The sequence below is a fragment of the Tardiphaga sp. GW822-FHT04G09 genome (assembly GCF_058800725.1).
Map to the genome: position 1 here is coordinate 1 of NZ_JBXAMO010000009.1, position 25,610 is coordinate 25,610.

Annotated in this window: 21 protein-coding genes; 5 read left to right on the forward strand and 16 right to left on the reverse strand. The window is 62.4% G+C overall.

The window, feature by feature from the left end:
* The first annotated feature begins 350 nt into the window (after positions 1-350).
* On the forward strand, positions 351-1,505 hold the full coding sequence (locus AC1RLZ_RS16925; protein ID WP_493189538.1) for an AGE family epimerase/isomerase: 1,155 nt from the start codon (positions 351-353) through the stop codon (positions 1,503-1,505).
* A gap of 13 nt (positions 1,506-1,518) precedes the next feature.
* Here the strand turns inward: AC1RLZ_RS16925 and AC1RLZ_RS16930 are convergent, their stop codons facing one another.
* The gene (locus AC1RLZ_RS16930) at positions 1,519-1,971 is read right to left on the reverse strand and encodes a GtrA family protein (RefSeq protein ID WP_493189539.1); all 453 of its coding nucleotides are present in this window, start codon (positions 1,969-1,971) and stop codon (positions 1,519-1,521) included.
* 91 nt (positions 1,972-2,062) lie between these two features.
* A complete protein-coding gene (locus AC1RLZ_RS16935) occupies positions 2,063-3,292 on the reverse strand; it encodes a phenylacetate--CoA ligase family protein (RefSeq protein ID WP_493189540.1) in 1,230 nt (409 codons plus the stop codon).
* Positions 3,293-3,364: 72 nt separating this feature from the next.
* Between AC1RLZ_RS16935 and AC1RLZ_RS16940 the strand changes: the two genes are divergently transcribed.
* Positions 3,365-3,991 carry a TVP38/TMEM64 family protein gene (locus AC1RLZ_RS16940; protein ID WP_493189541.1) on the forward strand — a complete coding sequence of 209 codons (627 nt, stop codon included), beginning with the start codon at positions 3,365-3,367 and terminating at the stop codon, positions 3,989-3,991.
* On the opposite strand, the gene AC1RLZ_RS16945 is transcribed toward AC1RLZ_RS16940, so the two are convergent.
* The 6 genes from AC1RLZ_RS16945 to AC1RLZ_RS16970 all read right to left on the reverse strand — a co-directional run bounded on the left by AC1RLZ_RS16945 (position 3,988) and on the right by AC1RLZ_RS16970 (position 11,106).
* Positions 3,988-4,827: an ABC transporter ATP-binding protein gene (locus AC1RLZ_RS16945; RefSeq protein ID WP_493189542.1), complete on the reverse strand. Its 840-nt coding sequence runs from the start codon at positions 4,825-4,827 to the stop codon at positions 3,988-3,990. The two genes, AC1RLZ_RS16940 and AC1RLZ_RS16945, sit on opposite strands and share 4 nt — an antisense overlap.
* A 214-nt stretch (positions 4,828-5,041) precedes the next feature.
* Positions 5,042-6,322 carry an ABC transporter substrate-binding protein gene (locus AC1RLZ_RS16950; RefSeq protein WP_493189543.1) on the reverse strand — a complete coding sequence of 427 codons (1,281 nt, stop codon included), beginning with the start codon at positions 6,320-6,322 and terminating at the stop codon, positions 5,042-5,044.
* A gap of 54 nt (positions 6,323-6,376) precedes the next feature.
* The gene (locus tag AC1RLZ_RS16955; RefSeq protein ID WP_493189544.1) at positions 6,377-7,450 is read right to left on the reverse strand and encodes a branched-chain amino acid ABC transporter permease; all 1,074 of its coding nucleotides are present in this window, start codon (positions 7,448-7,450) and stop codon (positions 6,377-6,379) included.
* 5 nt (positions 7,451-7,455) lie between these two features.
* On the reverse strand, positions 7,456-8,349 hold the full coding sequence (locus tag AC1RLZ_RS16960) for a branched-chain amino acid ABC transporter permease (RefSeq protein ID WP_493189545.1): 894 nt from the start codon (positions 8,347-8,349) through the stop codon (positions 7,456-7,458).
* Between the two features lie 10 nt (positions 8,350-8,359).
* Positions 8,360-10,288, reverse strand: a complete 1,929-nt coding sequence (locus AC1RLZ_RS16965) for a long-chain fatty acid--CoA ligase (protein WP_493189546.1) — start codon at positions 10,286-10,288, stop codon at positions 8,360-8,362.
* A complete protein-coding gene (locus tag AC1RLZ_RS16970) occupies positions 10,285-11,106 on the reverse strand; it encodes an ABC transporter ATP-binding protein (protein ID WP_493189547.1) in 822 nt (273 codons plus the stop codon). The genes AC1RLZ_RS16965 and AC1RLZ_RS16970 overlap by 4 nt, the downstream gene beginning before the upstream one ends.
* A 228-nt stretch (positions 11,107-11,334) precedes the next feature.
* Between AC1RLZ_RS16970 and AC1RLZ_RS16975 the strand changes: the two genes are divergently transcribed.
* On the forward strand, positions 11,335-12,009 hold the full coding sequence (locus AC1RLZ_RS16975) for a Crp/Fnr family transcriptional regulator (RefSeq protein WP_493189548.1): 675 nt from the start codon (positions 11,335-11,337) through the stop codon (positions 12,007-12,009).
* 68 nt (positions 12,010-12,077) lie between these two features.
* Here the strand turns inward: AC1RLZ_RS16975 and AC1RLZ_RS16980 are convergent, their stop codons facing one another.
* From AC1RLZ_RS16980 to AC1RLZ_RS17010, 7 genes are all read right to left on the reverse strand, one after another.
* Positions 12,078-12,773, reverse strand: coding sequence for an ABC transporter ATP-binding protein (locus AC1RLZ_RS16980; RefSeq protein ID WP_493189549.1), 696 nt, complete (start codon positions 12,771-12,773; stop codon positions 12,078-12,080).
* The gene (locus tag AC1RLZ_RS16985; RefSeq protein WP_493189550.1) at positions 12,773-13,522 is read right to left on the reverse strand and encodes an ABC transporter ATP-binding protein; all 750 of its coding nucleotides are present in this window, start codon (positions 13,520-13,522) and stop codon (positions 12,773-12,775) included. Before AC1RLZ_RS16985 ends, AC1RLZ_RS16980 begins: the two co-directional genes overlap by 1 nt.
* Positions 13,519-14,832 (reverse strand): branched-chain amino acid ABC transporter permease, encoded by a 1,314-nt coding sequence (locus tag AC1RLZ_RS16990; RefSeq protein WP_493189551.1) that lies wholly within the window; start codon positions 14,830-14,832, stop codon positions 13,519-13,521. Before AC1RLZ_RS16990 ends, AC1RLZ_RS16985 begins: the two co-directional genes overlap by 4 nt.
* On the reverse strand, positions 14,829-15,776 hold the full coding sequence (locus AC1RLZ_RS16995; RefSeq protein ID WP_493189552.1) for a branched-chain amino acid ABC transporter permease: 948 nt from the start codon (positions 15,774-15,776) through the stop codon (positions 14,829-14,831). Before AC1RLZ_RS16995 ends, AC1RLZ_RS16990 begins: the two co-directional genes overlap by 4 nt.
* A 220-nt stretch (positions 15,777-15,996) precedes the next feature.
* Positions 15,997-17,232, reverse strand: a complete 1,236-nt coding sequence (locus AC1RLZ_RS17000) for a branched-chain amino acid ABC transporter substrate-binding protein (protein ID WP_493189553.1) — start codon at positions 17,230-17,232, stop codon at positions 15,997-15,999.
* Between the two features lie 116 nt (positions 17,233-17,348).
* Positions 17,349-19,790, reverse strand: a complete 2,442-nt coding sequence (locus AC1RLZ_RS17005) for a CaiB/BaiF CoA transferase family protein (RefSeq protein WP_493189554.1) — start codon at positions 19,788-19,790, stop codon at positions 17,349-17,351.
* A 61-nt stretch (positions 19,791-19,851) separates the two neighbouring features.
* On the reverse strand, positions 19,852-20,688 hold the full coding sequence (locus AC1RLZ_RS17010; RefSeq protein WP_493189555.1) for a uroporphyrinogen-III synthase: 837 nt from the start codon (positions 20,686-20,688) through the stop codon (positions 19,852-19,854).
* 143 nt (positions 20,689-20,831) lie between these two features.
* Between AC1RLZ_RS17010 and purU the strand changes: the two genes are divergently transcribed.
* The gene (gene purU / locus AC1RLZ_RS17015) at positions 20,832-21,707 is read left to right on the forward strand and encodes a formyltetrahydrofolate deformylase (protein ID WP_493189556.1); all 876 of its coding nucleotides are present in this window, start codon (positions 20,832-20,834) and stop codon (positions 21,705-21,707) included.
* A 71-nt stretch (positions 21,708-21,778) separates the two neighbouring features.
* On the opposite strand, the gene AC1RLZ_RS17020 is transcribed toward purU, so the two are convergent.
* Complete coding sequence (locus AC1RLZ_RS17020) at positions 21,779-21,946, reverse strand: hypothetical protein (protein ID WP_493189557.1); 168 nt, start codon at positions 21,944-21,946, stop codon at positions 21,779-21,781.
* A gap of 538 nt (positions 21,947-22,484) precedes the next feature.
* On the opposite strand from AC1RLZ_RS17020, the gene AC1RLZ_RS17025 reads away from it, so the two are divergent.
* Positions 22,485-25,481 (forward strand): autotransporter outer membrane beta-barrel domain-containing protein, encoded by a 2,997-nt coding sequence (locus AC1RLZ_RS17025; RefSeq protein ID WP_493189558.1) that lies wholly within the window; start codon positions 22,485-22,487, stop codon positions 25,479-25,481.
* The last annotated feature ends 129 nt before the right edge of the window (positions 25,482-25,610 follow it).

A 25,610-nucleotide genomic window follows, 5' to 3' on the forward strand; every position in this document is an offset into this window, starting at 1 on the left:
CTCTCCTCATCCCCGTCAGGGGATCATAATTGGAAAATTCCAGTTCAGACTGGCCTAATTCGGCGGGGGCACGTCAGCTCCGCTATCGCTCGATGCGAAGTGCGGATTAGCGTCAGCAGATGACGATTGTGTGATTTTACATTGCAATCTTTACGAGTTGGCGGATCCGGAGTGCGTCGGGTTGTGAGGCAACGAAAATCTGCAAGCCCCCAATATGTAACCTGCTTACAGGAATTGCACCTTGCGGGGAACAATCGGGACGCAAAGATGTCGCAAAGTTTGCGGTTATGCGCATCTTGGACAAGTCGAGCGGCAAGGCTACTATGATGTCGACTAATGTTGGATCTCTCATGACCGAACTGACTGATGCTACCACTTATGGTAAGCGGCAAGATATTGTTTCGCTGCTTAAATTTGTGATGATCCAAAATTCGCTGCCGCTCTGGTCCACGGAAGGCTGGGACTCCAAGAGCGGCGGTTTCATTGAGCGCCTTGACCGTGAGGGCAATGCTGATATCTCAGCTCCCCGCCGTGTCCGCGTTCAGGCACGCCAGATCTACTGTTTCGCCAAGGCAGCGCAGCTCGGCTGGTATCCTGACGGCGCCGAGATTGCGCGCAAAGGTCTCGATTACATGCTGGCCAAGGCGAAGGCGCCGAATGGCAAGCCGGGCTTCGTGCATATTCTCGCGCCAGATGGCTCGGTGCTCAATCCGCTGCGCGACACATATGATCATGCCTTCGTTCTTCTCGCGCTCGCGACCGTGTATCAACTCGATCGCGATGCGCGCGTGCGCGCCGAGATCGACGAATTGATGCAGTTCATCGATACGCAACTGCGCTCGCCAGACGGCGGTTATCTCGAGGGCGTGCCGGCGTCGATGCCGCGTCGGCAGAATCCGCAGATGCATCTGCTGGAGGCCTTCATCGCCGCCTTTGACGCGACCCATGATCAGGCATTTCAGGCGCGGGCCGGTGATCTTTTCGGTCTGTTTGCATCGAACCTGTTCGATGCAAACAAGGGCGTGCTCGGCGAATATTTCGAACAGGACTGGTCGCGGATCGAGCCGGTCAGCGTCGAGCCCGGCCATCAGGCTGAATGGGTCTGGCTGCTCAAGGGCTTCGAGCGCATCACCGGCTGCCCGACCGGCAAGCAGCGTGCAGCGTTGTTCGAATCCGCGCTGCGCTATCGCGATGCCACCGGCTGTCTGGCGGACGAAGGCGACGCCCAGGGCAATATCGTCAAGGCCACACGGCGCTGCTGGCCGCAGACCGAGATCATCAAGGCCTTCGTCGCGCAGGCGGAGTCAGGCGTCGAGGGCGCGGCCGACCAGGCACGGGCAGCGCTGATGCGGCTGGACAAATATTATCTGCAGCATCCCGTCAAAGGCGGCTGGTACGATCAATTCGACGGTGAGGGACACTCGCTGGTCGATACGATTCCGGCGTCATCCTTCTATCATATTCTATGCGCGGTCGCTGAAGCCGAACGGGTGCTCGGCGCCTGACCGGCTGTGCGATCTAGCGGATGGCTTCGTTCGGATCCGTCGGCTTGGTCCGGAACACCACGAAATGCGACATCGTGAAGTTCACGATGAAGCTGACCAAAATGGCGAGAAGCTTGGCGGCATAGACCGGCATGAAATGCGACAGCACCACCAGCGTCGTCGTGGTCGCGATCACGCCTAATACACCGGAGGCGACGAAGCTGAGATAATCCTTCCGGCGCAGCACGCGGCCGGATTCGGCGCGGAACGTGATCATGGTGTTCATCACGTAGGAACACGATACGGCCACCAGCCAGGCTATGACATTGGCGGGCACCAGCGGCAGCTTCAGCACCTGATAGGCAAAGGTGAAGATGGCGAGATCGATGAGGGTGTTGCCGAGGCCGATCACGCCGAAGCTGATGATCTTCGACACCGTGGGGCGCGACAGCCAGGTCTCGACAATTTGTGGTAAAATCAGTCTCACGGCAGCAGGTATCCTCGATCTGGGCGGCTGCATAGCAGGATCGCCCGGGGAAGTCCGGCTTTTTATGATGCGCCGCGGCAGTCCTGCGCGGTCAGTTCCCGCGCTCGTCGGCGATGATCTTGCCGTCATTGGGTAGCGAGGCCGGCGCCACCAGCTCCACGGCGCCGCCGAGCTTGCTGACGGCCCTGAGCGTGGCTGTGACGGTCTCCTGCAGCCCGGGGCTGTCCTGGGCAGCCGTTTCGGCTTTCAGCACCATGGCGTCATTTTCACCGTCTCTGGACACCACCAGCCGTAGCCGCCCGAGTTCCGGATGCCGCTTGCCGATTTCGGCGACCTGTTCGGGCCGCACGAACATGCCCTTGACCTTGGTGGCCTGGTCGGCACGGCCCATCCAGCCCCGGATGCGCATATTGCTCCGGCCGCAGGCGCTGTGGCCGGGCAGGGCGGCCGTCAGGTCGCCCAGCGCCAGCCGTATCCACGGGTGGTGCGGATCCAGCGACGTCACCACGATCTCGCCGACATCGCCCTCGGCCACGGGCTCGCCGGTCCCCGGGGTCACGATTTCCAGGATCAGGTCCTCATTGACAATCAGGCCATCGCGAGCCGTGCTCTCATAGGCGATGAAGCCCAGGTCAGCCGTGGCGAAGGCCTGATAGGCGTCAACACCGCGGGAGGCGATCTCGGCCTGCAACGATGGCGGGAAGGCTGCGCCGGACACCATGGCGCGCTTGATGGACGAGACGTCGCGATTGGCCGCCTGTGCGGCATCGAGCAGGATCTTCAGAAAATCCGGCGTGCCGCTATAGGCGGATGGCCGATAGGCCTCGACCAGTTCCAGTTGTTGTTCGGTATTACCCGGGCCGGCGGGGATCACGGCACAACCGAGCGCCCGCGCGGCGCCGTCGAAGATGAACCCGCCGGGGGTCAGGTGATAGCTGAAAGTATTCAGCACCACGTCGCCCGCGCGGAAACCTGCGGCATAGAGCGCACGCGCACCGCGCCAGGGATCGGCCTGTTTCGATTCCGGCTCGAAAATGGGCCCCGGCGAGGTGAACAACCGGCCGAACGAGCCGGTCGCGCCTGACACGAAGCCGCCGAACGGCGGGCTGGCCTTGTGCAGGGCCGGCAGGTCGGATTTGCGCAGCACCGGCAATTGCGCCAGCGCGGCGCGGTTGACGATGGCAGCGGGATTGATGCCCTTGAGATGCTCCGCATAGGCCGGCGCCTGCATCGCGTGGCGCAGCACATCCGGCAGGCGCGAAAACAGATTGGCCTGGCGCTGCGACGGATCGCAATTTTCGAGTGTGTCGAAGTGGCGCATCTGGGTGTGTCCTGGTCGTTTGACGTCGTTACGTTGTTCCGGTGCTCTGTCGTGCCGTGCTAGCGGGACATCATGTCGTCAGAACGCATTGTCCAATGGCTCGAAAGCTTCGGCCAACTCGATTATCCTGCTGCCGTCGTGCTGGCCGCGCTGGTGGTTGCGTCTTCGTTTTTGCCAGTCCCGCGAACAGTCATCGTGCTCGGTGCCGGTGCTGCATTCGGTTTGCGCTCTCTCGTCGTCATTGTTCCAGTCGCCGTGGCTGCATCCGTTCTGGCCTTCATGCTGGCGCGCTCCGTTCTGCGCGGTTGGGTTGAACGGCAGACCGGGAAACGCGCGGCCTGGCGCCTCATTGCCCAGGCCGTCGACGACGAGGGCTGGCGCATTGTCGCACTGATGCGGTTCGGCGGACCGTTGCCCAATTCGGTGCAAAATTATCTGTTCGGTTTGACAAATATCGGACTGCTCCCGTTCGCCCTGGTCACTTTCGTGTTCACGCTGCCGCAGATCGTGCTTTACGTGTATCTCGGTGCGTCCGGACGGGCGCTGCTGCTCGATGATGGACCGATGCCGCTCAACCGCGTGCTGATTGCCGTGGCCCTGGTCATTGTGCTTGTCATCCTGTTGCTGGTGTCGCGCCGTATTCGCGCGATCCTCGCGCGCAAGACCGGCATCGCGACCTGCGGGGCCGTGAGCAGCTAAAGCCATCGCTTCCTGCGCTTGAAGCTCTTCAGGTTCTTGAAACTCTTGCGCTGGTCGCCGGCGCCGCCGAGATAGAATTCCTTCACGTCCTCGTTGTCGCGCAGCTCATCGGCCGTGCCGTCGAGCACCACCTTGCCCTGTTCCATGATGTAGCCATGGCTGGCCACCGACAGCGCCGCACGCGCATTCTGCTCGACGAGCAGAATGGTGACGCCGAGATCGTGGTTGATCTTCTTAATGATGGCGAACACCTCCTTCACCAGCAGCGGCGACAGTCCCATGGACGGCTCGTCCATCAGGATCATCCTCGGCCGCGCCATCAACGCACGCCCGATCGCCAGCATCTGCTGCTCGCCGCCGGAGAGATAGCCGGCGAGGCCGGTGCGCTCCTTCAGGCGCGGGAAATAATCGAACACCATATCGATATCAGAGGCGACCTCGTTGTCGCGCCGGGTGAAGGCGCCGAGGCGGAGGTTCTCCAGTGACGTCATGTCGGAGACGATGCGACGGCCTTCCATCACCTGGAAGATGCCGCGGCGGACGATCTTGTCGGGATCGATGCCGTCGATGCGCGCGCCATCGAACAGGATCTCGCCGCGCGTGACTTCACCGTCTTCGGTTTTCAGGAGCCCGGAGATCGCCTTCAGCGTCGTCGACTTGCCGGCACCATTGGCGCCGAGCAGCGCGACGATCGCGCCCTTCGGCACCTCCATGCTGAGACCGCGCAACACCAGGATGACGTCGTCATAGACGACTTCGATGTTACGGATGTCGAGCAGGGGGGCGGTGACGGGGGCTGTTGAAACTTGCGCGCTGGTGTCGATAGCTGTCTGCATCAATGACGCTCCTGAGATCGGCTGGTGCTAACCTCTCCCCGCCTGCGGGGAGAGGTCGACCCGGCGTAGCGCAGCGAAGCCGGGGCGGTTGAGGGGGACTGTCCACTTGCTCCGAGCCCGCGCAGGCTCCCCCTCATCCGTTGCAGACTGCGTCCGCGCCACCTTCTCCCCGCCTAGCGAAGCGTCGCTTCGCCTTGCGGGGAGAAGGAAAGGACTACCACCCATGCCATTCCGGCTTGCGTGGCAGCTCGACGGTCTTCACCTTTTCGAGCTTGATCGTGCCCTTGGCCATCAGGTCGTTGAGATCGCCGTCGGTCGAACCGGAAACCTTCGAGCGATACAGATCGACCTTGGTGGTCGGACGGTGATCCTTGTCGGTCCAGGTCGAGGGATTGCAGACGCCGTCCATGCCGGCCGGCACCCAATCCTTCTTCTGGTAGAAGCCCTTGGCGACGTTCTCGCCGGTGGCGCCGCCGTTCTTCGCGGCCCAGTCGAGCGCTTCCTTCATATAGAGCGAGGTGCAGACCGCCGCGATGTAGTGCACCGGGCGATAGATCTTGCCGGAGGGATCGGAGATCTTGGAGATTTCCTGCACCGTCTTCATGCCGGGCGCGTTGCCGCCCCAGCTCACCGCTGTGCGCAGCGGGAAGATCACGCCATCGGCAGCATCGCCTGCCGCCTTCGCGGCGTTTTCATCCATGCCCCACACATTGCTCATGAACTGCACGTCGACACCGGCCGCCTTGCAGGCCTTCATCACCGAGATGTTGGAGGCCGCGGTGTTGCCAAGATAGGCGTAATTGGCACCGGCGCTCTTCAGGCTGAGGCACTGCGCGCTGTAATCACCGGGCGTGAGTGCGAAGACCAATGGCGGCAGCACTTCAAAGCCGAGTTCGGCGGCGAGTGCTTCACCCGCAGCCTTTGGTGCGTTGGGGTAGGGATGATTGGCGCCCATATGGACATATTTGGGCTTGCCACTCTTGCCCTTCGCCTTCCAGTCTTCCGCCGCCCAGGTCAGCTCGGCGCGCAGCGCGTCCGAATAGGACGGGCCGTAAAAGAAATTATACGGCGCAGGTTTTGCCTTGCCGCCGGCGCCGGTCGGATCGGTCAGCGCGGCCGAGTAGGAGCCCGAGATATCCGGGATCTTGTCCTGCGCGAGGAAGCCGGTGAGCGCCTCGGTATCCGCAGTGCCCCAGCCCATGATGGCCGCGACCTTGTCGGCGCCCGACCATTTCTTGTACAGCGCGATGGCGCGCGGCACCTGATAGCCGTAATCGTTGCTATCGAGATTGACCTGCTTGCCACCGATGCCGCCGTGCTTGTTGATCCAGGCATAGGTATCGACAACGCCCTGGCCATAGGGCGTGCCGACATCGGAGGTGCCGCCGGAATAATCGGCGAGATGGCCGACGGCGATCTGCGCCTGCGCACTGGCGGACGCCCCCGCGATGAGAAGGGCAATGGAGGCGGACGCAAGATATGATTTCATCGTCATGAGCATTCTCCCGTTGGATTTTAGTTTTTATCGTTTCGTCCAGTCATCCCGTCCTCAATGCGAGAACGGGTAGAGTTTCCAGTAGGTCTTGATCTGCCGCCAGCGATGCGCGAGCCCGTCCGGCTCGAACACTAGGAACGTGATGATGATGAGGCCGATGGCGATCTCGCGCAGGAATGTGAGGTTGTTATTGAGCGCAAGCGCCTTGTCGATGACGCCGCCTTTCAGTTCCATGCTGATCCATTCCATCGCTTCCGGCACCAGCATCACGAAAGCCGTGCCCATCAGCGTGCCCATGATCGAACCGGTCCCGCCGATGATGACCATGGCGAGGAGCAGGATCGAACGCTCGATGCCGAAGCCTTCGTTGGAGACCACGAGCTGGTAATGCGCATAGAGTGCGCCGGCGATGCCGGCAAAGAACGCGGCCAGACCAAACGACAGCGTGCGATATTTGGTGAGATTGATGCCCATGATCTCGGCGGAGAGATAATGGTCGCGCACCGCCACCAGCGCGCGCCCATCGCGTGAGCGCATCAGATTGGTGACCAGCAGATAGCTGACGACCACATAGGCGAGCACGACGTAGAAGTACTTCCGGTCGCCGCGCAGCTCATAGTCGAAGATCGAGAACGGCTTGGCCATTGCCGGCACCGAGCCGCCGGAGAACCATTCGGCGCGCGAGAAGAAGTCGATCAGGATGTATTGCGCAGCAAGCGTGGCGATGACGAGATAGAGCCCCTTGAGCCGTGCCGCCGGCAGACCGAAGATCAGGCCGACAATCGCGGTGACGATGCCTGCCAGCGGGATCGCAAAGAACACCGGGATCGGCGTCTTGTTGGAGATATAGGCCGAGGTGAAGGCGCCGAGCAGGAAGAAGGCGGCATGGCCGATCGAGATCTGGCCGGTAAAGCCGACCAGGATGTTGAGCCCCAGCGCCGCGATGCCGTAGATGCCGATCACGATCATCTGGCTGAGCCAGTATTCGCTGAGCAGTTGCGGCGCGAAGCAGATCAGCACCACGCCGAGGATCGCGAAATTGCGGCTGGTGGTGGTCGGGAAAATGGTGGTGTCGACCGCATAGCTGGTGCGGAAGTCGCCGGCCGGGATGAGGGAGGGACTGGCCATGATGCTTATACCCGCTCGATGTCTTTGGTGCCGAACAGGCCGTAAGGCTTGATCATGAGGATGATGATGAGCACGTAGAACGGGGCGACTTCGTAGAGGTTGCCCCAGTGCAGATATTCGCTGTCGATGAATTGCGCGAAGTTCTCGAGTAGGCCGATGATGATGCCGCCGACCACGGCGCCGCCGATGGAGTCGAGGCCGCCGAGGATCACGGCGGGGAACACCTTGATGCCGTAGATCGACAGGCCCGATGACACGCCATTGACCACGGCAACCACCACACCCGCGACAGCGGAGACCATCGCCGAGATCGCCCAGGCCATGGCGAACACGGTCTTCACGGAAATGCCGAGTGACTGTGCCACCTGCTGGTTGAAGGCGGTGGCGCGCATCGCCAGACCCCACTTCGACACTTTGAAGAACCACGCCATGCCGAGCATCATCAGCACCGACACCACGAGGCTCATGACATAGACAGTCTGGATCTGCAGGCTGCCTATCGTCACCGACTGGCTGGTGAAGACGCGCGGGAACGGCTGCGGGTTGACGCCGTAGATCCATTTCAGCGCCGCCTGGAATACGGCCGACAGTGCGATGGTCACCATGATGACGGATATAATGGGCTCGCCGATCAGCGGCCTGAGGACGACGACCTGCACCAGAATGCCGAAGGCGAACATGAACACCAGCGTCATCGGCATGCCCAGCCAGAACGGCACCTGATATTTGGTCAGCAGCGTCCAGCACACCCAGGCGCCGATCAATAGCAGTTCGCCCTGCGCGAAATTCACGACCTGCGTGGCCTTGTAGATCAGCACGAATGACATGGCGACCACGCCATACAGCGTGCCGACCACGAGGCCGTTGACGAGGAGCTGAAGAAGGAACTGCGTGTTCATGCTGTCGGTCTCACTCGGCGGCCTGCATGGCGCGATCCCGCGCCATGTCCACCACAACCAATCTCGTGCGGATGCGTTGGGAGGTGCCGTCCTGGAAGCGGATGGTGGTGTCGACGGGGATATCCCGCGCACCGCCATAGATGCCGTCGATGATATCCGCGTACTTCTCGTTGATGACGCTGCGGCGGACCTTCCGCGTGCGGGTCAGCTCGCCGTCGTCGGCGTCGAGTTCCTTGTAGAGCAGCAGGAATTTGGCGATGCGCTGGGCGGGCGGCAGCGTGGCATTCACCGTCTCGACTTCCTTGCGGATCATCTCATAGACCTCCGGGCGCGACGACAGGTCCGTATAAGTGGTGAACGAGATGCGGTTCTTCTCGGCCCATTTCGAGATGATGGAGAAGCGGATGCAGATCATCGCCGCAAGCGCATCGCGATTGTCGCCGAGCACCACGGTCTCGGCGATATAGGGCGAGAATTTCAGCTTGTTCTCGATATATTGCGGCGAGAAACGCTCGCCGCGCGCGGTCTGCGCCAGATCCTTGATGCGGTCGATGACCACGAGCTGCTTGTTATTGTTGAAATAGCCGGCATCGCCCGAATGCATCCAGCCGTCGCGCAGATCGGCGGCGGAGGCTTCCGGTGCCTTGTAATAGCCGAGGAACATGTTGGGGTGCCTGACCACGATCTCGCCGACACCCTGCACATCGGGATCGCGGATTTCGATCTCGATGCCGCTGCCCATGGCAATGCCGGTGGTGTCGGGATCGACGGCGTCCGGCGCATGCAGTGTGAAGGCGCCAAGTGTTTCGGTCTGGCCGTACAGCGTGCGCAGCGGCACGCCCATGGCGCGGAAAAACTTGAAAGTATCGGGGCCAAGTGCGGCGCCGCCGGTGGCGGCCGAGCGCAGCCGTGTGAAGCCCAGGCGATCGCGCAGCGCGCGGAACAGCAGCGTATCGGCCACGGCCGAGCGCTTGCCCTGCGCGAGCGCGGAAAGGCCCGACTTCATGCCGAGCTGATACAGGCTCTGCTTCAGCGGCGACGAATCCATCACCCGCGCGCGCACATCGGCGGCGATGCCTTCCCAGACACGCGGCGCGAACAGCACGAAGGTGGGCGCGATCTCGCGGAAATCGTTCATCATGGTATCGGCCTGCTCGACGAAGTTGACCTTCATCCGGCTCAGCAGGCCTTTGCCGAGCGCATAGACCTGTTCCATGATCCAGGGCAGCGGCAGCACCGAGACATATTCGTCGTCCGATCCCTTCGGGTCGAACGATAGATACACTGCGCAGTGGCCGAGCACGCGGCCGGCTGCCAGCATCGCCAGCTTGGGATTCGACGTGGTGCCGGAGGTGGTGCAGAGGATCGCGACATCCTCGCCCTTGGTTACATCGACGAGCTGATCGTAGAGAGCGGGCTCGCGTGCCGCACGATCGCGCCCCATCTGCGCGAGCCTGTCGGCTTGCAGCAGACGCGGGTCGTCATATTTCCGCATGCCGCGCGGATCGCTGTAGATGATGTGCTTCAGCGCCGGCACGCGCTCGGCGAGGGTGAGCAGCTTGTCGACCTGTTCTTCATCCTCGGCGAACACGATCTTGGCTTCGCCGTAGTTCAGCAGATAGGCGGCTTCCTCATCGAGCACGTCGCGATAGAGGCCGAGGCTCATGCCGCCGATGGCATGGGCGGCGATCTCGGCCGCGACCCAGTCCGGCCTGTTGTCGCCGATAATGCCGATAACGTCGCCATGGGCGACGCCGAGTTCGGCCATGCCGAGCGTGAAATCCTTCACCCGTGTGTGGTAATCATTCCAGGTGAACTCCCGCCACAGGCCGAAATCCTTCTCGCGCAGCGCGATCTCCTGGCCGTGTTCCCTGGCGTTGAGGCGAAGCAGTTTCGGATAGGTATCTGCCTGTTTGACGCGTCCGGCGTAGTCCATCATGCCGCATTCTCCGCGGCGATGGGCGCATGGTCGGGATCGACGAGCGCTTCGTCTTCTTCACCGAGATAGGCGCGCTTGACGTGGGGATCGGCCAGCACGGCGGCAGGATCGCCCTCGGCGATCTTGCGGCCGAAATCCAGCACCATCACCCGATGCGAGATGTCCATCACGACGCCCATGTCGTGTTCGATCATCATCACTGTCATCCCGTATTCTTCGTTGAGATCGACGATGTAGCGAGCCATGTCCTCCTTCTCCTCGAAGTTCATGCCGGCCATTGGCTCGTCGAGGAGGATCAGGTTCGGCTCCAGCGCCATCGCACGCGCGAGTTCGACGCGTTTGCGGAGACCATAGGGAAGGGTACCGGCGGTGGCCTTGCGGACGCTCTGCAGGTCGAGAAAGTCGATGATCTCCTCGACCTTGCGGCGATGCTCGAGCTCTTCCTTGCGCGCGCCGGTCAGCCAGTACAGCGAGCCGGTGAGGAAGTTGTTCTTCAGGAGGTGGTGGCGGCCGACCATGATGTTGTCGAGCACGCTCATATGGTGGAACAGCGCGAGATTCTGGAAGGTGCGGCCGATGCCGAGGCCGGGGCGGGCGTTGGGATTGAGACCCGTAATGTTTTTGCCGTGATAGAACAGCTGGCCTTCGGTGGGGCGATAGCGACCCGAGATGCAGTTGACGATGGAGGTCTTGCCGGCGCCGTTCGGCCCGATGATCGAGAACAGCTCACCGTCATTGACAGCGAAACTCACATCGGTAAGCGCGCGAACGCCACCAAAGCGCAGTGAAACCCCGCATACATCCAGAGCAACCGCCACGCAAATCCTCCCAGATACGGCGCTTGTCGCGCTCTTTATCCATGTTCCTCGGATGGTCCCGAGCCTACATCGCCCGGTCGCGCTAAGCCATTCTACTAATGACCTTTCGCGGTGGTCTTCCCTACGTCAAATCGGTATCCTGAATTGTCTCGCGGCGGACAATCTGCCTGCCAATTTGTCGCGCGAGCGTTCTTTTGCGCCGCAACATTCAAAGTGAAGCCGGACCCTATGATTGCTGCAGATCATCTCAAGCGCATCGCGGCGTGGGCGCGGGACCTGAACGAGAAGGAGATCGAGGTCGCCCGCGCGGGCATCGTCGAGAAGTCGTTCAAGGCGAATGAATTCGTCTCCATGCGCGGCGATCAGTTCGACTACTGGACCGGCGTGGTGAGCGGTCTGGCAAAGATCGGCACCATCTCGCGCAGTGGCAAGGAAGTGAGCATCACTGGCCTGACGGCCGGCGCATGGTTTGGCGAGGGCAGCGTGCTGAAGAACGAGCCGCGCCGTTACGACATCGTCGCGCTGCGCGACTCGCGGCTTGCGCTGATGGAGCGCTCGGCCTTCCTGTGGCTGTTCGAGAACAGTGTCGGCTTCAACCGCTTCCTGGTCTCGCTGTTGAACGAACGGCTCGGTCAGTTCATCGCGCTGACGGAATACGGGCGCATGCTCGATGCCACCGGCCGCCTCGCGCGCTGCATTGCCTCGCTGTTCAACCCGATCCTGTATCGCGACGCGAGCCGCCATCTGGACATCACGCAGGAGGAGCTCGGCTCGATCACCGGCATCTCCCGGCAGAAGGCCAACCAGTGCCTGCAGACGCTGGAAAAGGAAGGTCTGCTGCGGCTTGAATATGGCGGCGTGACAGTGGTCGATCTTGAAAAGCTGGGCAGCTACGGGGAGTAGCATCTTCCCTCTCCCCGCCCGGGCGAAGCGAAGCTTCGCTAGGCGGGGAGAGGTGAGGAAGGTCGCCACTACACCTCCAGCCATTCCTTGCGCACGGCGTCATTGGCCTTGAGCTCTGCCGGCGTGCCTTCGAATACGATGCGGCCGTGGCCCATTACATAGACCCGGTGCGAGATGCGCAGCGCGATCGACAGCTTCTGCTCGACCAGCAGGATCGCGACGCCGCGGCGCGCAATCTCGGCGATGAGATCGCCGACCTGCTGCACGATGATCGGTGCCAGGCCCTCGGTCGGCTCGTCGATCATCACCAGTTCAGGATCGCCCATCAGCGTCCGGCAGATCGTCAGCATCTGCTTCTCGCCGCCGGAGAGCACGCCGGCGGCTGTGTCCGCGCGTGCAGCGAGGTTGGGAAACATGCCGAGCATGTCGTCGAGCTTCCACTTGCCGGGATGTCGCGGATCCTTGACGCCCAGCATGAGATTTTGGCGCACCGTGAGACCCGGAAAGATGTCGCGATGTTCGGGGACATAGCCGAGGCCGAGATGCGCGATCTTGAAGCTCGGCAGGCCGGCGATATTGGTGCCCTTGAAGGTGATGGTGCCGTGCGGCGGCACTTCGCCCATGATGGCCTTCACGGTGGTCGAGCGCCCGACGCCGTTACGGCCGAGCAGGCTGACGACTTCGCCGGCATCGATATGCAGGTCGACGCCCTGCAGGATGTGGCTCTTGCCGTAATAGGCGTGCAGGTCCTGAACTTGGAGCATCACGCCACTTCCTCGCCGAGATAGGCTTCCTTGACCTTCGGATTGCCTCGGATTTCCTCCGGCGTCCCCGAGGCGATGATCTGGCCATAGACGAGAACCGAGATGCGGTCGGCGAGGCCGAACACCACGCTCATATCGTGCTCCACGATCAGCAGCGTGCGGCCCTCGGTGAGCCGCCGGATCAGCGCCACGGCGCGTTCGGTCTCGGCGTGACTCATGCCGGCGGTGGGCTCGTCCAGCAGGATGACGTCGGCGCCGCCTGCAATGGTGATGCCGATTTCGAGCGCCCGCTGTTCGGCATAGGTCAAAAGGCCGGCGGGCACGTCGCGGCGCGATACGAGGTTGATATCCTGCAGGATCTGCGCGGTGCGGTCGCGCACCTCGGGCAGGTTGTCGACATTCTTCCAGAACGCGTAGCGATGGCCGGTCGCCCATAGCACGGCGCAGCGCAGGTTTTCCCACACGCTCATCTTGGCGAACACGTTGGTGACCTGGAACGAGCGCGATAGTCCGCGGCGGTTGATCTGGAATGGCGGCAGGCCGGAGATTACCTGATCACGCAGCAGGATGCTGCCGGCTGACGGCTTCATATAGCCTGATATCAGATTGAACAGTGTGGATTTGCCGGCGCCGTTGGGGCCGATCAGTGCATGGCGCTCGCCTTGCGCAACCGTCAGGTTGACGTTGCGGATGACGGAGGTGATGCCGAAGGTCTTCTCGACGCCGCGCAGTTCGATGGCGGTGCTCATGCGGCCACTCCCTTCTCGCGCGCGGCGGTGAGGGCGTCGTCCCAGCTTGCCGCGACCCGTGCCCATGTCTTGCGCGCAAGCAGGAAGCCGCCGATCAGCAGCACGGCCGCAACGGCCCAGATCGCGGGATTTGCCGCATCGAACGGGATACCGAAGGCCTTGATGTGCGAGTCCTCGTTGGGATTGACGGTAAAGTGCACGATGGTCTCGATCATCAGCATCAATCCGGTGATCATCGCCAGCGTCGGTATGAAGGCGACGAGATAGCTCGGCAACACGCGGCTGAGCATACCGCCCTTCAGCAGCGGACGGTGCATCATCAGCAGCCCCGTGATGCCGCCGGGCGCGAACATCACCACGGCGATGAAGATCAGGCCGAAATAGAGCTGCCAGACCTGCGTAAGGTCGGAGAGCCCGAGCGACAGCAGCGTGACGAAGATCGCGCCGACGATCGGGCCGATGAAGAAGCCGACGCCGCCGATATAGGTGGCGAACAATACGGTGCCGGACTGCACGGCGCCGAGATAGGCGGAGTTGGCGATCTCGAAATTGATCGCGGCCAGTGCGCCTGCAATGCCGGCGAACAGGCCGGAGAAGCAGAAGGCGATATAGCGGATGATGTGCGGATCGTAGCCGACGAATTGCACGCGCTCGGGATTGTCGCGCACGGCATTGCACATGCGCCCCAGCGGGGTGCGGGTGAGGGCGTACATGGCGATCACTGCAATCAGCGTCCAGGCCGCGACGAGATAATAGATCTGGATCTGCGGACCGAAGCTCCAGTCGAACAGGCGCAGGACCTTGGTGCGGTTGGCGGAGACGCCGGCCTCGCCGCCGAAGAAGGTACGCAGAATCAGCGCCGACGACGCCATTAGTTCTGCGACGCCGAGCGAGATCATCGCAAAGGCCGTGCCGGAGCGCCGCGTCGAAACCCAGCCGAGCAGCATGGCGAAGATCAGGCCGGCCGCACCGCCGACCAACGGGATGACAGGCAGCGGAATGGCAAACTTGTTCCTGGCGACGATGTTGATGGCGTGGATCGCGAGGAACCCGCCGAGGCCATAATAGACTGCGTGGCCGAAGGACAGCATGCCGGTCTGGCCGAGCAGGATATTGTAGGACAGCGAGAAGATGATCGAGATGCCGATCAGGCTGAAGGTTGTCAGTGATCCGCCCGATGAAAACAGTTTCGGCAGCACCAGCAGGACCAGCGCAGCAGCGATCCAGATGCCGTAGAATTTCATCCGGTCGGAGGCGGCGGGGCGCGGCGGCGCGATGGTTGCCGGAATCTTGGCTAAGGCGTCGCTCATGTGTCGCGTGTTCCCAAGAGGCCCATCGGGCGGAAGATCAGGATCAGCACCAGCAGCAGATAGGGCATGATCGGCGCGATCTGGGCGACGGTGACGTTCCAGATGTCGGACAGCCATGTGGCGGCGTAGTCGGGACCAAGTGGGCCAAAGGCGCCGGCCAGTGAGCCATCCATGGAGACTGCGAAAGTCTGTATCAGGCCGATCAGCAGCGACGCGATGAAGGCGCCGGGTAGCGAGCCCAGGCCTCCGACCACCACAACCACGAACAGGATAGGACCGAGCAGGCCGGCCATGTTCGACTGCGTGACAAGGGCAGGGCCGGCAATGACGCCGGCGACGGCGGCCAGCGCAGTGCCGACGCCGAACACCAGCATGAAGATGCGCCCGACATTGTGGCCGAGATGCCCGACCATATGCGGATGCGTCAGCGCAGCCTGGACAATGAGGCCGATCCGCGTGCGCTTCAGTACCACCAGCAATCCCACGAAGATCACGATCGACACGACGAGCATGAATATCTTGAAGGCGGGGTAGTTGGTCGAGAACAGCGTGAAGGCCGGGAAGTCGAGCAGCGGAGGCACGCGGAAATCGACGGGATTCTTGCCCCAGATGATCTGGACGATTTCCTCGATGGCAAAAGCAAGCCCGAAGGTAAACAGCAGTTCGGCGACATGGCCGTTCTTGTGGACGTGGCGCAGGCCGTAGCGTTCGACGGCGGCGCCGAGCGCACCGGCGAGCAGCGGCGCGATGATCAGCGCCGGCCAGAAGCCAAACCAGCGGCTGATCTGGAAGCCGAAGAACGCGCCGAGCATGTAGAAACTGGCATGGGCGAAGTTCAGTACGCCGAGCATGCTGAAGATCACCGTCAGGCCGGAGGCCATCAGGAACAGCAGCATACCGTACAGCACGCCATTGAGCGTGGAGATGACAATCAGTTCAAGCACGAAGCGTCTGCCTCTCGCGTGAGGAGTGTGGCGGCGTTTTGACCTCTCCCTTTTTCCGGGGAAGGTCGGATTGCGTAGCAATCGGGGTGAGGGGGCAGCGAGTGAAACTGAGAGCCCCCTCATCCGTCCAGAACTTGCTCTGCAAGTTCGGTCCACCTTCTCCCTGCCTAGCGAAGCTTCGCTTCGCCGGGCGGGGAGAAGGCAGCGAGGCGCATGCCGCTTACGGCCGTTCCATCTTGCAGGTCGTTGGCAGCACGGTCTGTGCCGTGTCGACCTTGGCGACCGTCTTCCAGCCCCAGCCGGTCTTTTCCTCGTCGAACGGTTCCTTGTTCTTCAGCTCGCCGAATTGCGCGATATACATCGGCTGGAAGAACTGATGATCGTCCTTGCGCATGGTGGCTTGTCCGCCGTTCAGCACTTCGAAATTCAAGCCTTCAAGTGCTGCGGCGACCTTCACGGGATCGAGCGACTTCGCTTTCTCGGCGGCAGCGGCGAACATGCGCATTTCGTTGACGGCACGGGGATACACGTTCGTCTGCCCGTCGAACTTCGCACGGAATGCCTTTTCGAAGGCCTGCGCTTCAGGCGTGCTTCCGTTCGGAAGGCCTTCGACGATGCCGTATACCTGGTCGTTGAGGCCCGCCTGCTTGATCGCGGTGGGGCCGCCGGCGCCGCCAGCATAATAAGTGTACCAGTTCACCTTCAGGCCGGAATCAGCCGCCGCTTTCAGCAGCAGCGCAATGTCCTGTCCCCAGTTGCCGGTGACGACACTGTCGGCGCCGGAGGCCTTGATCTTGGCAACATAGGGCGCGAAGTCAGTGATCTTCAGCAGCGGGTGCAGTTCGTCGCCGACGATCTGGACATCCGGGCGCTTCGTTTTCAGCATGGCGCGGGCCTGAGTGCGGACCGACTGGCCGAAGGAATAATCCTGATTGATCAGGTAGACCTTCTTCACGCTTGGCGTGGTCTTCATATAGTTGGTGAGCGCTTCCATCTTGATGTCGGAGCTCGCATCCCAGCGGAAATGCCAGAAGCTGCATTTCTCGTTGGTCAGAACCGGATCGACGGCGGCATAGTTGAAGTACAGCACTTCCTTGCCGGGATTGCGGTCATTGAACTTGGTGACGAAGTCGGACAGAGCGCCGGCGACCGACGAGCCATTACCCTGGGTCAGATAGCGCACGCCGCTATCGATCGCCTTCTGCGCTTGGATCAGGCTTTCCTGCGGATTGGTCTTGTTGTCCAACGGGACGATCTCGACCTTCTTGCCGAGAATGCCGCCCTTGGCATTGAGCTCGTCGGCCAGATACTGGAAAGTCTTGAGGCCGACTTCGCCGACGCTGGCGCCACCGCCGGACAGTGGATCGATGTAGCCGATCTTCACGGTGTCCTGCGCCATCGCCGTGCCGCCGAGCAATGGCAGCGCAATGGACGCAATGAAGGCTAGTTTGCGCATGGTGTTTCTCCCGGGAAGCATTTGTGCTGGCCGTTGTCGCGACACCGAATCTTGTGATCCATCCGTCGCTGGCCTTATGCCGGGAGTGTGAGCCAAGGCAGCAGAAGCTGCAAGCCTCACTTGGTCGTAGGCGCTTTTGCTTTCTTGGATATCGCCGCGTCGCCGATGATTTCCGCCGCGCGCAATTCGCCTATTTCAGCTGCACTGAGGCCCAGGATATCACGCAGGACTTCGTCATTGTGCTGGCCGAGCGTGGGCGCGAGACAGGTGATCGGATAGGGCAATTTGGCACTGCCTTCGCGATAGGCAACGGAGGGCAGCAGATGCGGGCCCATGAAGACCTTTGTCACCGGCTGCCAGTGGCCGACGGCGAGCAGATGCGGATCGCCGGCCAGATCCAGCGGCAGCCGCGCAGTACCGGCAGGCACGCCGGCGTCCTGCAGCGTCACCATGGCAAGGTCAGGCCGCACGGTCGTCGTCCAGTGCCGGATCGCGACCTCGATACGGTCTTCCTCGGCCCGGCGGCCGTCAGCCGTAGCAAGCGCGGCGTCATCGGCCAGGTCAGCACGATGCATGACCTTGCATAGCGCCTGCCATTCGTCGTCGCTGCGCACGGCAATGGTGATCCACTGATCTTCGCCGAGACACGGGAAGCAACCGTTCGGCACGAAGCGCAGATGCCGGTTGCCGATGCGCGGGCCGGATTTGCCGGTGGCTGATTGCTCGATAACAGACGGCGCAACCAGCGGTAGCAGCGCTTCTGTCGCGCTGAGGTCGATGTGCTGGCCCTGTCCGGTGTTCTTCTGATGCACGAAGCCGAGCATCAATGCTGCCGCGGCACTGACGCCGCCAAAGGGATCGCCGAGTGCCGCATGCAGCATGGTCGGTGGATCGCCTTCGCGGCCCGTGACAGAAGGCAGGCCGGAGGCCTGTTCCAGCGTCGAGCCATAGGCGCGCACGCCGCTCCATGGACCGGTCATGCCGAAGGCCGGCATGGTCACGACAACGAGACGCGGATTGATCTTGTGCATCGCTGCGGCATCGAGACCCATGCGCGGCAGCACATCGGCGGCATAGTTGTCGATCACCGCATCGGCGCCGGCGAGCAGCTGCTTGAGCAGCTCCTTGCCGCGGGGATTGGTGAGATCCAGCGTGATGCCGCGCTTGTTGCGGTTCATCTGCTGAAACCAGTAGATCTTCTCGTAGGTGCGTTCCGGAAAATACGGGCCGCGTGGATCGGTGCCGCGAAACCAGTCCGGATACTGGCAGGACTCGACCTTGATGACGTCGGCGCCGAGATCGCCCATCTGCCGTGTTGCCGATGGACCGGCCCAGCCCATGGTGAGATCGATGATGCGCAGCCCCTTCAGCGGCTGCGGATCATCCGGTGTTGCCTGCCGTGTCGCCACGCGCTGATGCGCGGGCAGGGCGCCGATCGTGTCATCGCCGGCAAATGGCGCGCGGCCATTCGGTTTGGGGCGCGAGCCCGTAAGTGTTTGCGGCAGCACCGGCGCATCGAACGATGCGGTTCCGATTTCGACTTTCGCGAAGGCGCCCCGATCGCGATAGTATTGCTGCCTCAGCAGCGTCTCCATGTCCGGCACGACAGCGAGGGGAAGGCGCAGTTCGATGCCCATCTCGAACCATTCCTGTGCGCTCTTGTGCATCAGGATGGGCTGGAAGATGTCGAACAGCGCTTTGGAATTATTGGTGCGCGCGAGACCGTCGTTGAACTCAGGCTCGGTTTCCAGTTCGGGAAGGCCGAGCATCACGCAGAATGCAGCCCATTGCGCCGGTGTCACGACAGTGATGCCCAGCCAGCCGTCCTTGGTGGGAAAATTGCCCACGGGATAGCCGCGGCCGAACCGGTTGATGGCCATGCGTGGCCGTGTGAAGCCGACTTCCAGCGCGAGTCCCGTGTCGAACTCGCTGATCTGCAGCATCGCTTCATGCGCGCTCACGGCAAAGCGCCGCGCGCCGGTCTTGCGATCATACAGACTGGCCAGTGTCGGAATGAAAGCGGTGAGGCCGGCCATCACGGCAATCTGGCCATCGCGCGGCAGCACCGGCGGGCCCTCCTGCGCACCGACAAGTTTCACGCTGCCGGACAGGCTGCGACAGACGGAGTCGGTTGCCTGATAGTTGCTGTAGAGACCGTGCTCGCCGAACCACGAGATCGCGGTGATCGCGAGGCCCGGTTGCTCCTTGCGCAGATCATCATGCGTCAGGAGCGACGTCGGAATCTCGGCGGGCGCGCGCCCATCGACCAGCAGATCGCAGGTCTTCAGCAACTCACGAATGCGCGCGACATCGTCAGCCTTGTCGAGATCGGCAATGACGCTGCGCTTGTTGGTATTCAGCCACGCGAAATATCCGCTCTCGCGGCGGCCATTGCCGGCATCCACCAGCGGCGGATAGTGCCGCGCAGGATCGCCGCCGGGCGGTTCGATCTTGATGACCTCGGCGCCGAAATCGGAAAACAGTTTGCCGCAGTAATCCAGCGTATCGCCGGAACCGATTTCCGCGACACGCAAATCCGATAATGGCAAGTTTGGCATTTTCGCCCGATCATTTTTTTATGTGTTCGGGCATCATGTCGAGATGTGTGCGGGCGTCAAGTCATTCGGCGCGCGCTGCAGACTTCTCGAGTGCGACTGACATCGCCGAGATCAGCGGCTTCATGAAGAACGCATCATTCGCCGGAGTGATGTCGGCCTCGAGGCCGTATGATTTCAATTCGTCCGACACGACCGGACCGACAGACGCGATCGGCGTCTTCGCAAGTGCACTGCGCAATTGATCCTCGCGGCCGTGTGCTTTCGCAGCATCGACGAGACGACGCACTTGACCCGAACTCGTCAGCGCGATGGCATCGACGCGACCTGCTTCCATCTCGTCGACGGCCGAGAGGATGTTCACTTCAGCGGCCTTTGAGTCATAAACGTAAGGCAGCACAGTATCGACCTCGGCGCCGCAGGCCCTGATCGCCGATATCAGAACACTGTGATCCTTCTCGGGATAGAGCTGCAGGCCGAGACGATGACCTTTGATGTCGAGTCGCGACAGCATCTCGACAACACCTTCGGATGTCGGCTTCTCCGTCGTCACGTCAGCTTCGAGTCCGATCTCGCGCAGGGCACGTCCGGGTTTCGGTCCGCGTGCGAATTTGCGGGATTTGCCGACAGCCGCCACGAACTCTTTTTCGATGCCGCTTTGACGCACGATTTTCATCATCCGGCGCAGCCCTTCGCCGGTCATCAGAACGAGGTCGTCGAACGGATTGGCGATAAATCGACCAATCCAGGCCTCGACCGGGGCGGAATCCTGCGCGTCCTCGATGGTGAACATCGGACATTGCAAGACATCGGCGCCCTGTTCGGTCAGCAGGCGGGAGAATTGCGCTTCCTCGCGGGTCTCCAGGATCAGGATGCGGTAACCGTTGAGCTTGTCAGCCATCTCTGTTTTCTGCCTGTTTTCGCACGTTAATTCGCTGGCAATGACGTCCATATTGCAGCGCGCAATTGGATTGGCGCAAGGCCGCCGCGGATGATAGAGCAGGGCCTCGATTTCCGGTCCCCTTGAAGCAGATCAGCCCGCCCATGTCCGTTCAAGCCATGTCTCATCAGTATGTTCTGACCCTGTCCTGCCCCGACCGCCCCGGCATCGTGTCCGCGGTATCGACCTTCCTGGCCCAAAATGGCCAGAACATTCTCGATGCCCAGCAATTCAACGATGTCGAGACCGGCCACTTCTTCATGCGCGTTGTATTCAACGCCGCCGATGTGAATGTCGAGCTGGCGGCGCTGAAGACCGGCTTCGGGGCCATCGCCGAGCGCTTCAAGATGGACTGGCAGATGCGGGACCGGGCGACACGCCGCCGGGTCATGCTGCTGGTGTCGAAGTCCGATCACTGCCTCGTGGATATCCTGTATCGCTGGCGCACCGGCGATCTCGACATGATCCCCACCGCGATCGTCTCCAACCATCCGCGCGAAGCCTTCAAGGATCTCGATTTCGGCGACATCCCGTTCCACCACATGCCGATCACCAAGGAGACAAAGCGCGAGCAGGAGCAGGCGATCTGGGATCTGGTCGGCACGACCGAGACCGAGCTCGTGGTGCTGGCGCGTTACATGCAGATCCTGTCCGATGAGATGTCGGCGAAACTGTCCGGCAAGTGTATCAACATCCACCACTCGTTCCTGCCGGGCTTCAAGGGCGCACGGCCCTATCACCAGGCCCATGCGCGCGGCGTCAAGCTGATCGGCGCAACCGCGCATTACGTGACCAGCGATCTCGATGAAGGTCCGATCATCGATCAGGATGTCGAGCGCATCAGCCACCGTGACACGCCGGAAGAACTCGTGGCCAAGGGCCGCGACATCGAGCGCCGCGTGCTGGCGCGCGCCGTGCGCTATCACCTCGAGGATCGGGTGATCCTCAACGGCAAGAAGACCGTCGTGTTCATGAATTGAGGTTTGCTTCCCTCGTCCCGCCTAGCGAAGCTTTGCTTCGCGCGGCGGGGCGAGGTGAAAGAAGTCCGCGATCAGCGAACGGCTTCTGCGGAAGGCGATGTGGCGGGGTCGGGCCCCGTCATGGCGCCGGACTGCTGCTGCTCATGCCGTTTCGCATAGGCCTCGTATTCAGGCGTACCCGGACGCGGCGGCGCGTCGGCGGGAAGGCCGCCAGCCCATGCCGGGATCAAATCTCCCATGCCACCCGCCAGGAATGAACTGATCGAGCCGCAACCGCCAAGGCTGCTGGACAGCAGGACGACACAGACAAAAGCAGGGACGCGTCGGGATACTGGCATGGCGGCAACATGGTTTGATGGGGTCTTCGGGATATAGCAGATCGCGACGGGTTTTGCCGACAATTGAAGGCAAATCAATGGTCAAATATTACCGAGCGTGGCCGGGCGGCCCGGGCAGCCTCAGTGCCCCGGCAATCCCCGCTGCCAAGGAAGCCGGCCAGCTCCAGTCGCTTGCGGAGAAATAATAAGGCGACGACGCGGTAGCATCATGCCATATTGGCTTCGCGTGCATGAACTCACCGCGCTCTCTGCGTCAAATGCAACGGGTGGCGGGTAGGATGCGGGTTTTGAATCAACGAGTGGTGCGCTGCTGGCTCGCCCACCTTGTCACCACAACGGCGCTGGTCCTGACGACGCTGCCGGTGGCGGCGCAGGACGCAACCTGGCTGACCGCGCCCGGCTCGGGCGACTTCAACACGGCAGCGAACTGGGGCCGGCCGTGGTGCCCACCGGCACCGCGTTCTTCGGCACGTCCGGCATCGCCGCGCTGTCATTTTCCGCCTCTACGAACCTCGGCGGCTGGACCTTCAATGCCGGTGCTTCGGCTTACAGCTTCACCGTCGGCAGCAGTCTCTTTTTCGCTGGCGCCGGCATCGTCGTGAATGGCGCCTCAGTCGACATCACCAACAGCGTGATGACTTTCGCCAACGCCAGCACGGCCGGCAGTGCCTCCATCGCCAACAATTTCCAACTGCAATTCATCAACACCAGCACGGCCGGCAACGCGGCCATCACCAATGGCGCGGCGGGCGCCACGGATTTCGGCGGATCGACCGGCCCCAATAGCGACAACAAGCTCAGCGCCGGCTCCATCAACGGCGGCGGCACTTTCAGGCTGGGCCAGAACGAACTGACGGTCGGCGGCAACAACCTCTCGACCAACGTCACCGGCGTCATCGCCGACGGTGGCACCGGCGGCTCGCTGGTGAAGACCGGTGCTGGCACGATGATCCTGTCGGGGATTAATACATACACCGGCGGCACGACCTTTGCCGGCGGCACCATCAGCGTCGCGCAGAATGCCAATCTCGGCGGTGCAGCGGGTGCGCTGACCTTCAATGGCGGTGTCCTCCGGATCACCGGCGCGACATTCAATTCGACCGCACGCACCATCGATTGGGGCGCGGGTGGCGGCGGCTTCGACATCGCCAATGCCGCCAACATATTCGAACTCACCCAGGACCTCACCGGCACCGGCGGCCTGATCAAGCGTGGCGCCGGCACGCTGCTGCTATCCGGCACCAACGACTATAGCGGCGTCACCTCGATTGAGGCCGGTACGCTGCAACTGTCGCCTTCCGCGGGCATGCCGAGCATGAACAGCCGTCACGATATCGCGGCCGGCGCGACCCTCGATCTCAATGGCAGCCTGTTCGCCGCCATCGGCTCGCTCTCCGGCGCCGGCACGGTGACGACGACGGCGGGCGATGCCCGGCTGGTCACCGCGATGGACAGCACGACATCCACCTTCGCCGGTACGATCAAGGACGGCGCGGCCGGGAAGGTCGAGGTCTGGGTCGGCGGCTTCGGCAGCACGGGCACGGCGATCTTCACCGGCACCAACACCTATACCGGCGGCACCACCATCTGCGACTGCGTCACGCTGCAGCTCGGCAATGGCGGCACCACCGGCTCAATCATCGGCGATGTCGATAATGGGGGCACGCTGATCTTCAACCGCTCCAACACATACACATTCGCCGGCGTCATCAGCGACAGCCTCGGCACCGGCAAACTGATCCAGCCCGGTCAAGGCAACACCATCCTCACGGGGCAGAGCACCTATACCGGCGAGACCATCGTCAATGCCGGCACGCTCAGCGTCAACGGCTCGATCGCACCGTCGTCGCTGACCACGGTGAATCCGGGCGGCACGCTCGGTGGCACCGGCTTTGTCGGCGACACGCTGATCAATGGCGGCGTGCTGGCGCCGGGCAATTCGATCGGCACGCTCACCGTCAGCGGCAGCCTGACGATGACGGCGGCATCGACCTATCTCGTGCAGATCTCCGGAGTATCAGCCGACAAGACCATCGTCACCGGCACGGCGACGCTTGCCGGCAAACTCGCAGTCGATCCGCTGGCGCGCATCGCCGCGACGACCACCTATACGATCCTCAATGCTGGCGTGCTCAGTGGCAGCTTCGACACGACAACCGTGCTCAACAGCTTCGCGCGCAGTGCGCGGCTGAACTATTTGGGCAATACGGTGCTGCTGACCGTCGATCCCGGTCTGCTCAGCCCGAACGTGCCGGATAGCGCCGGCCGCAATCAGAAGGGCGTCGCAACCGCTATCGACAATGCGCTGGTGAACGGGGGTACGATGCCGGGCCAGTTCAACGCGCTGTTTGCGCTCAACGGTGATGCGCTGCGCAACGCGCTGACACAGGCCTCGGGCGAGACGGCGACAGGATCGCAGCAGACGACATTCAACGCCGTGACGCTGTTCATGGGTATTATGACCGATCCGTTCAGTGCGGGCAGGGGCTTTGATACGCCGGGCGCGATGGGATACGCGGATGCGCGCAAGCCGCGTGATGCTTTCGCGATGATCACCAAGGCGCCGCCAGCTGTCTCGACTTTCGAGACGCGTTGGAGCGTGTGGGCGTCGGGCTTCGGCGGCTCGCAGACCACCGATGGCAACGCCGGCGTCGGATCGAACACGATGAACAGTAGCATCGGCGGCGTCGCTGTGGGCGCCGACGTGCTGTTGTCGCCGAATACGCTCGCCGGCTTCGCATTGGCGGGCGGCGGCACCAGTTTCAGCGTCGCCGGTGGCGGCGGGGGGCGATCCGATCTGTTTCAGGCCGGCGCCTTCATCAGGCACGCCGAGGCATCTGCCTACATCACCGCTGCCGTCGCCTATGGCTGGCAGGACATCACCACCGAGCGCGCGGTTACGCTCGCGGGCATCGATCGCCTGCGCGCGCAGCTCAACGCCAACAGCTTCTCCGGTCGTGTTGAGGTCGGCAATCGCACCGTCATGCCATGGCTGAGCGGCATCGGCATGACGCCTTACGCAGCCGTGCAGGTCATCGCCGTCGCGTTGCCGTCTTACAGCGAAGCGGTCAATGGCAGCGCGAGCGCCTTTGCACTGGCCTATGATGCAAAGACCGCGACATCGACGCGCAGCGAACTCGGCCTGCGCAGCGACAGGTCCTTCGCGGTGGCCGATGCAATCCTCACGCTGCGCGGCCGCGCGGCATGGGCGCATGACTACAACACTGATCGATCAATCGCCGCCACATTCCAGTCGCTGCCGGGCGCATCGTTCACCGTGTCCGGCGCAGCCCCCGCGCGCGATGCCGCACTCACCACGGCCTCGGCCGAGATGGCCTTCATCAGCGGCCTCTCGCTCGCCGCGACATTCGAGGGCGAGTTCTCGGATGTGACGCGCTCCTATGCCGGCAAGGGCGTGGTGCGTTATCAGTGGTGACGGGTAGGGTAGATTACGGCTTCGCCTAATCAGCCCTACGACCTGCTATTTCCTGATAGCCGGGATATCGGTCACTAAACCACCTTCGGTTGCGATAGGCTGTCTGTGATTCGTCGCTCGGCTGATGCC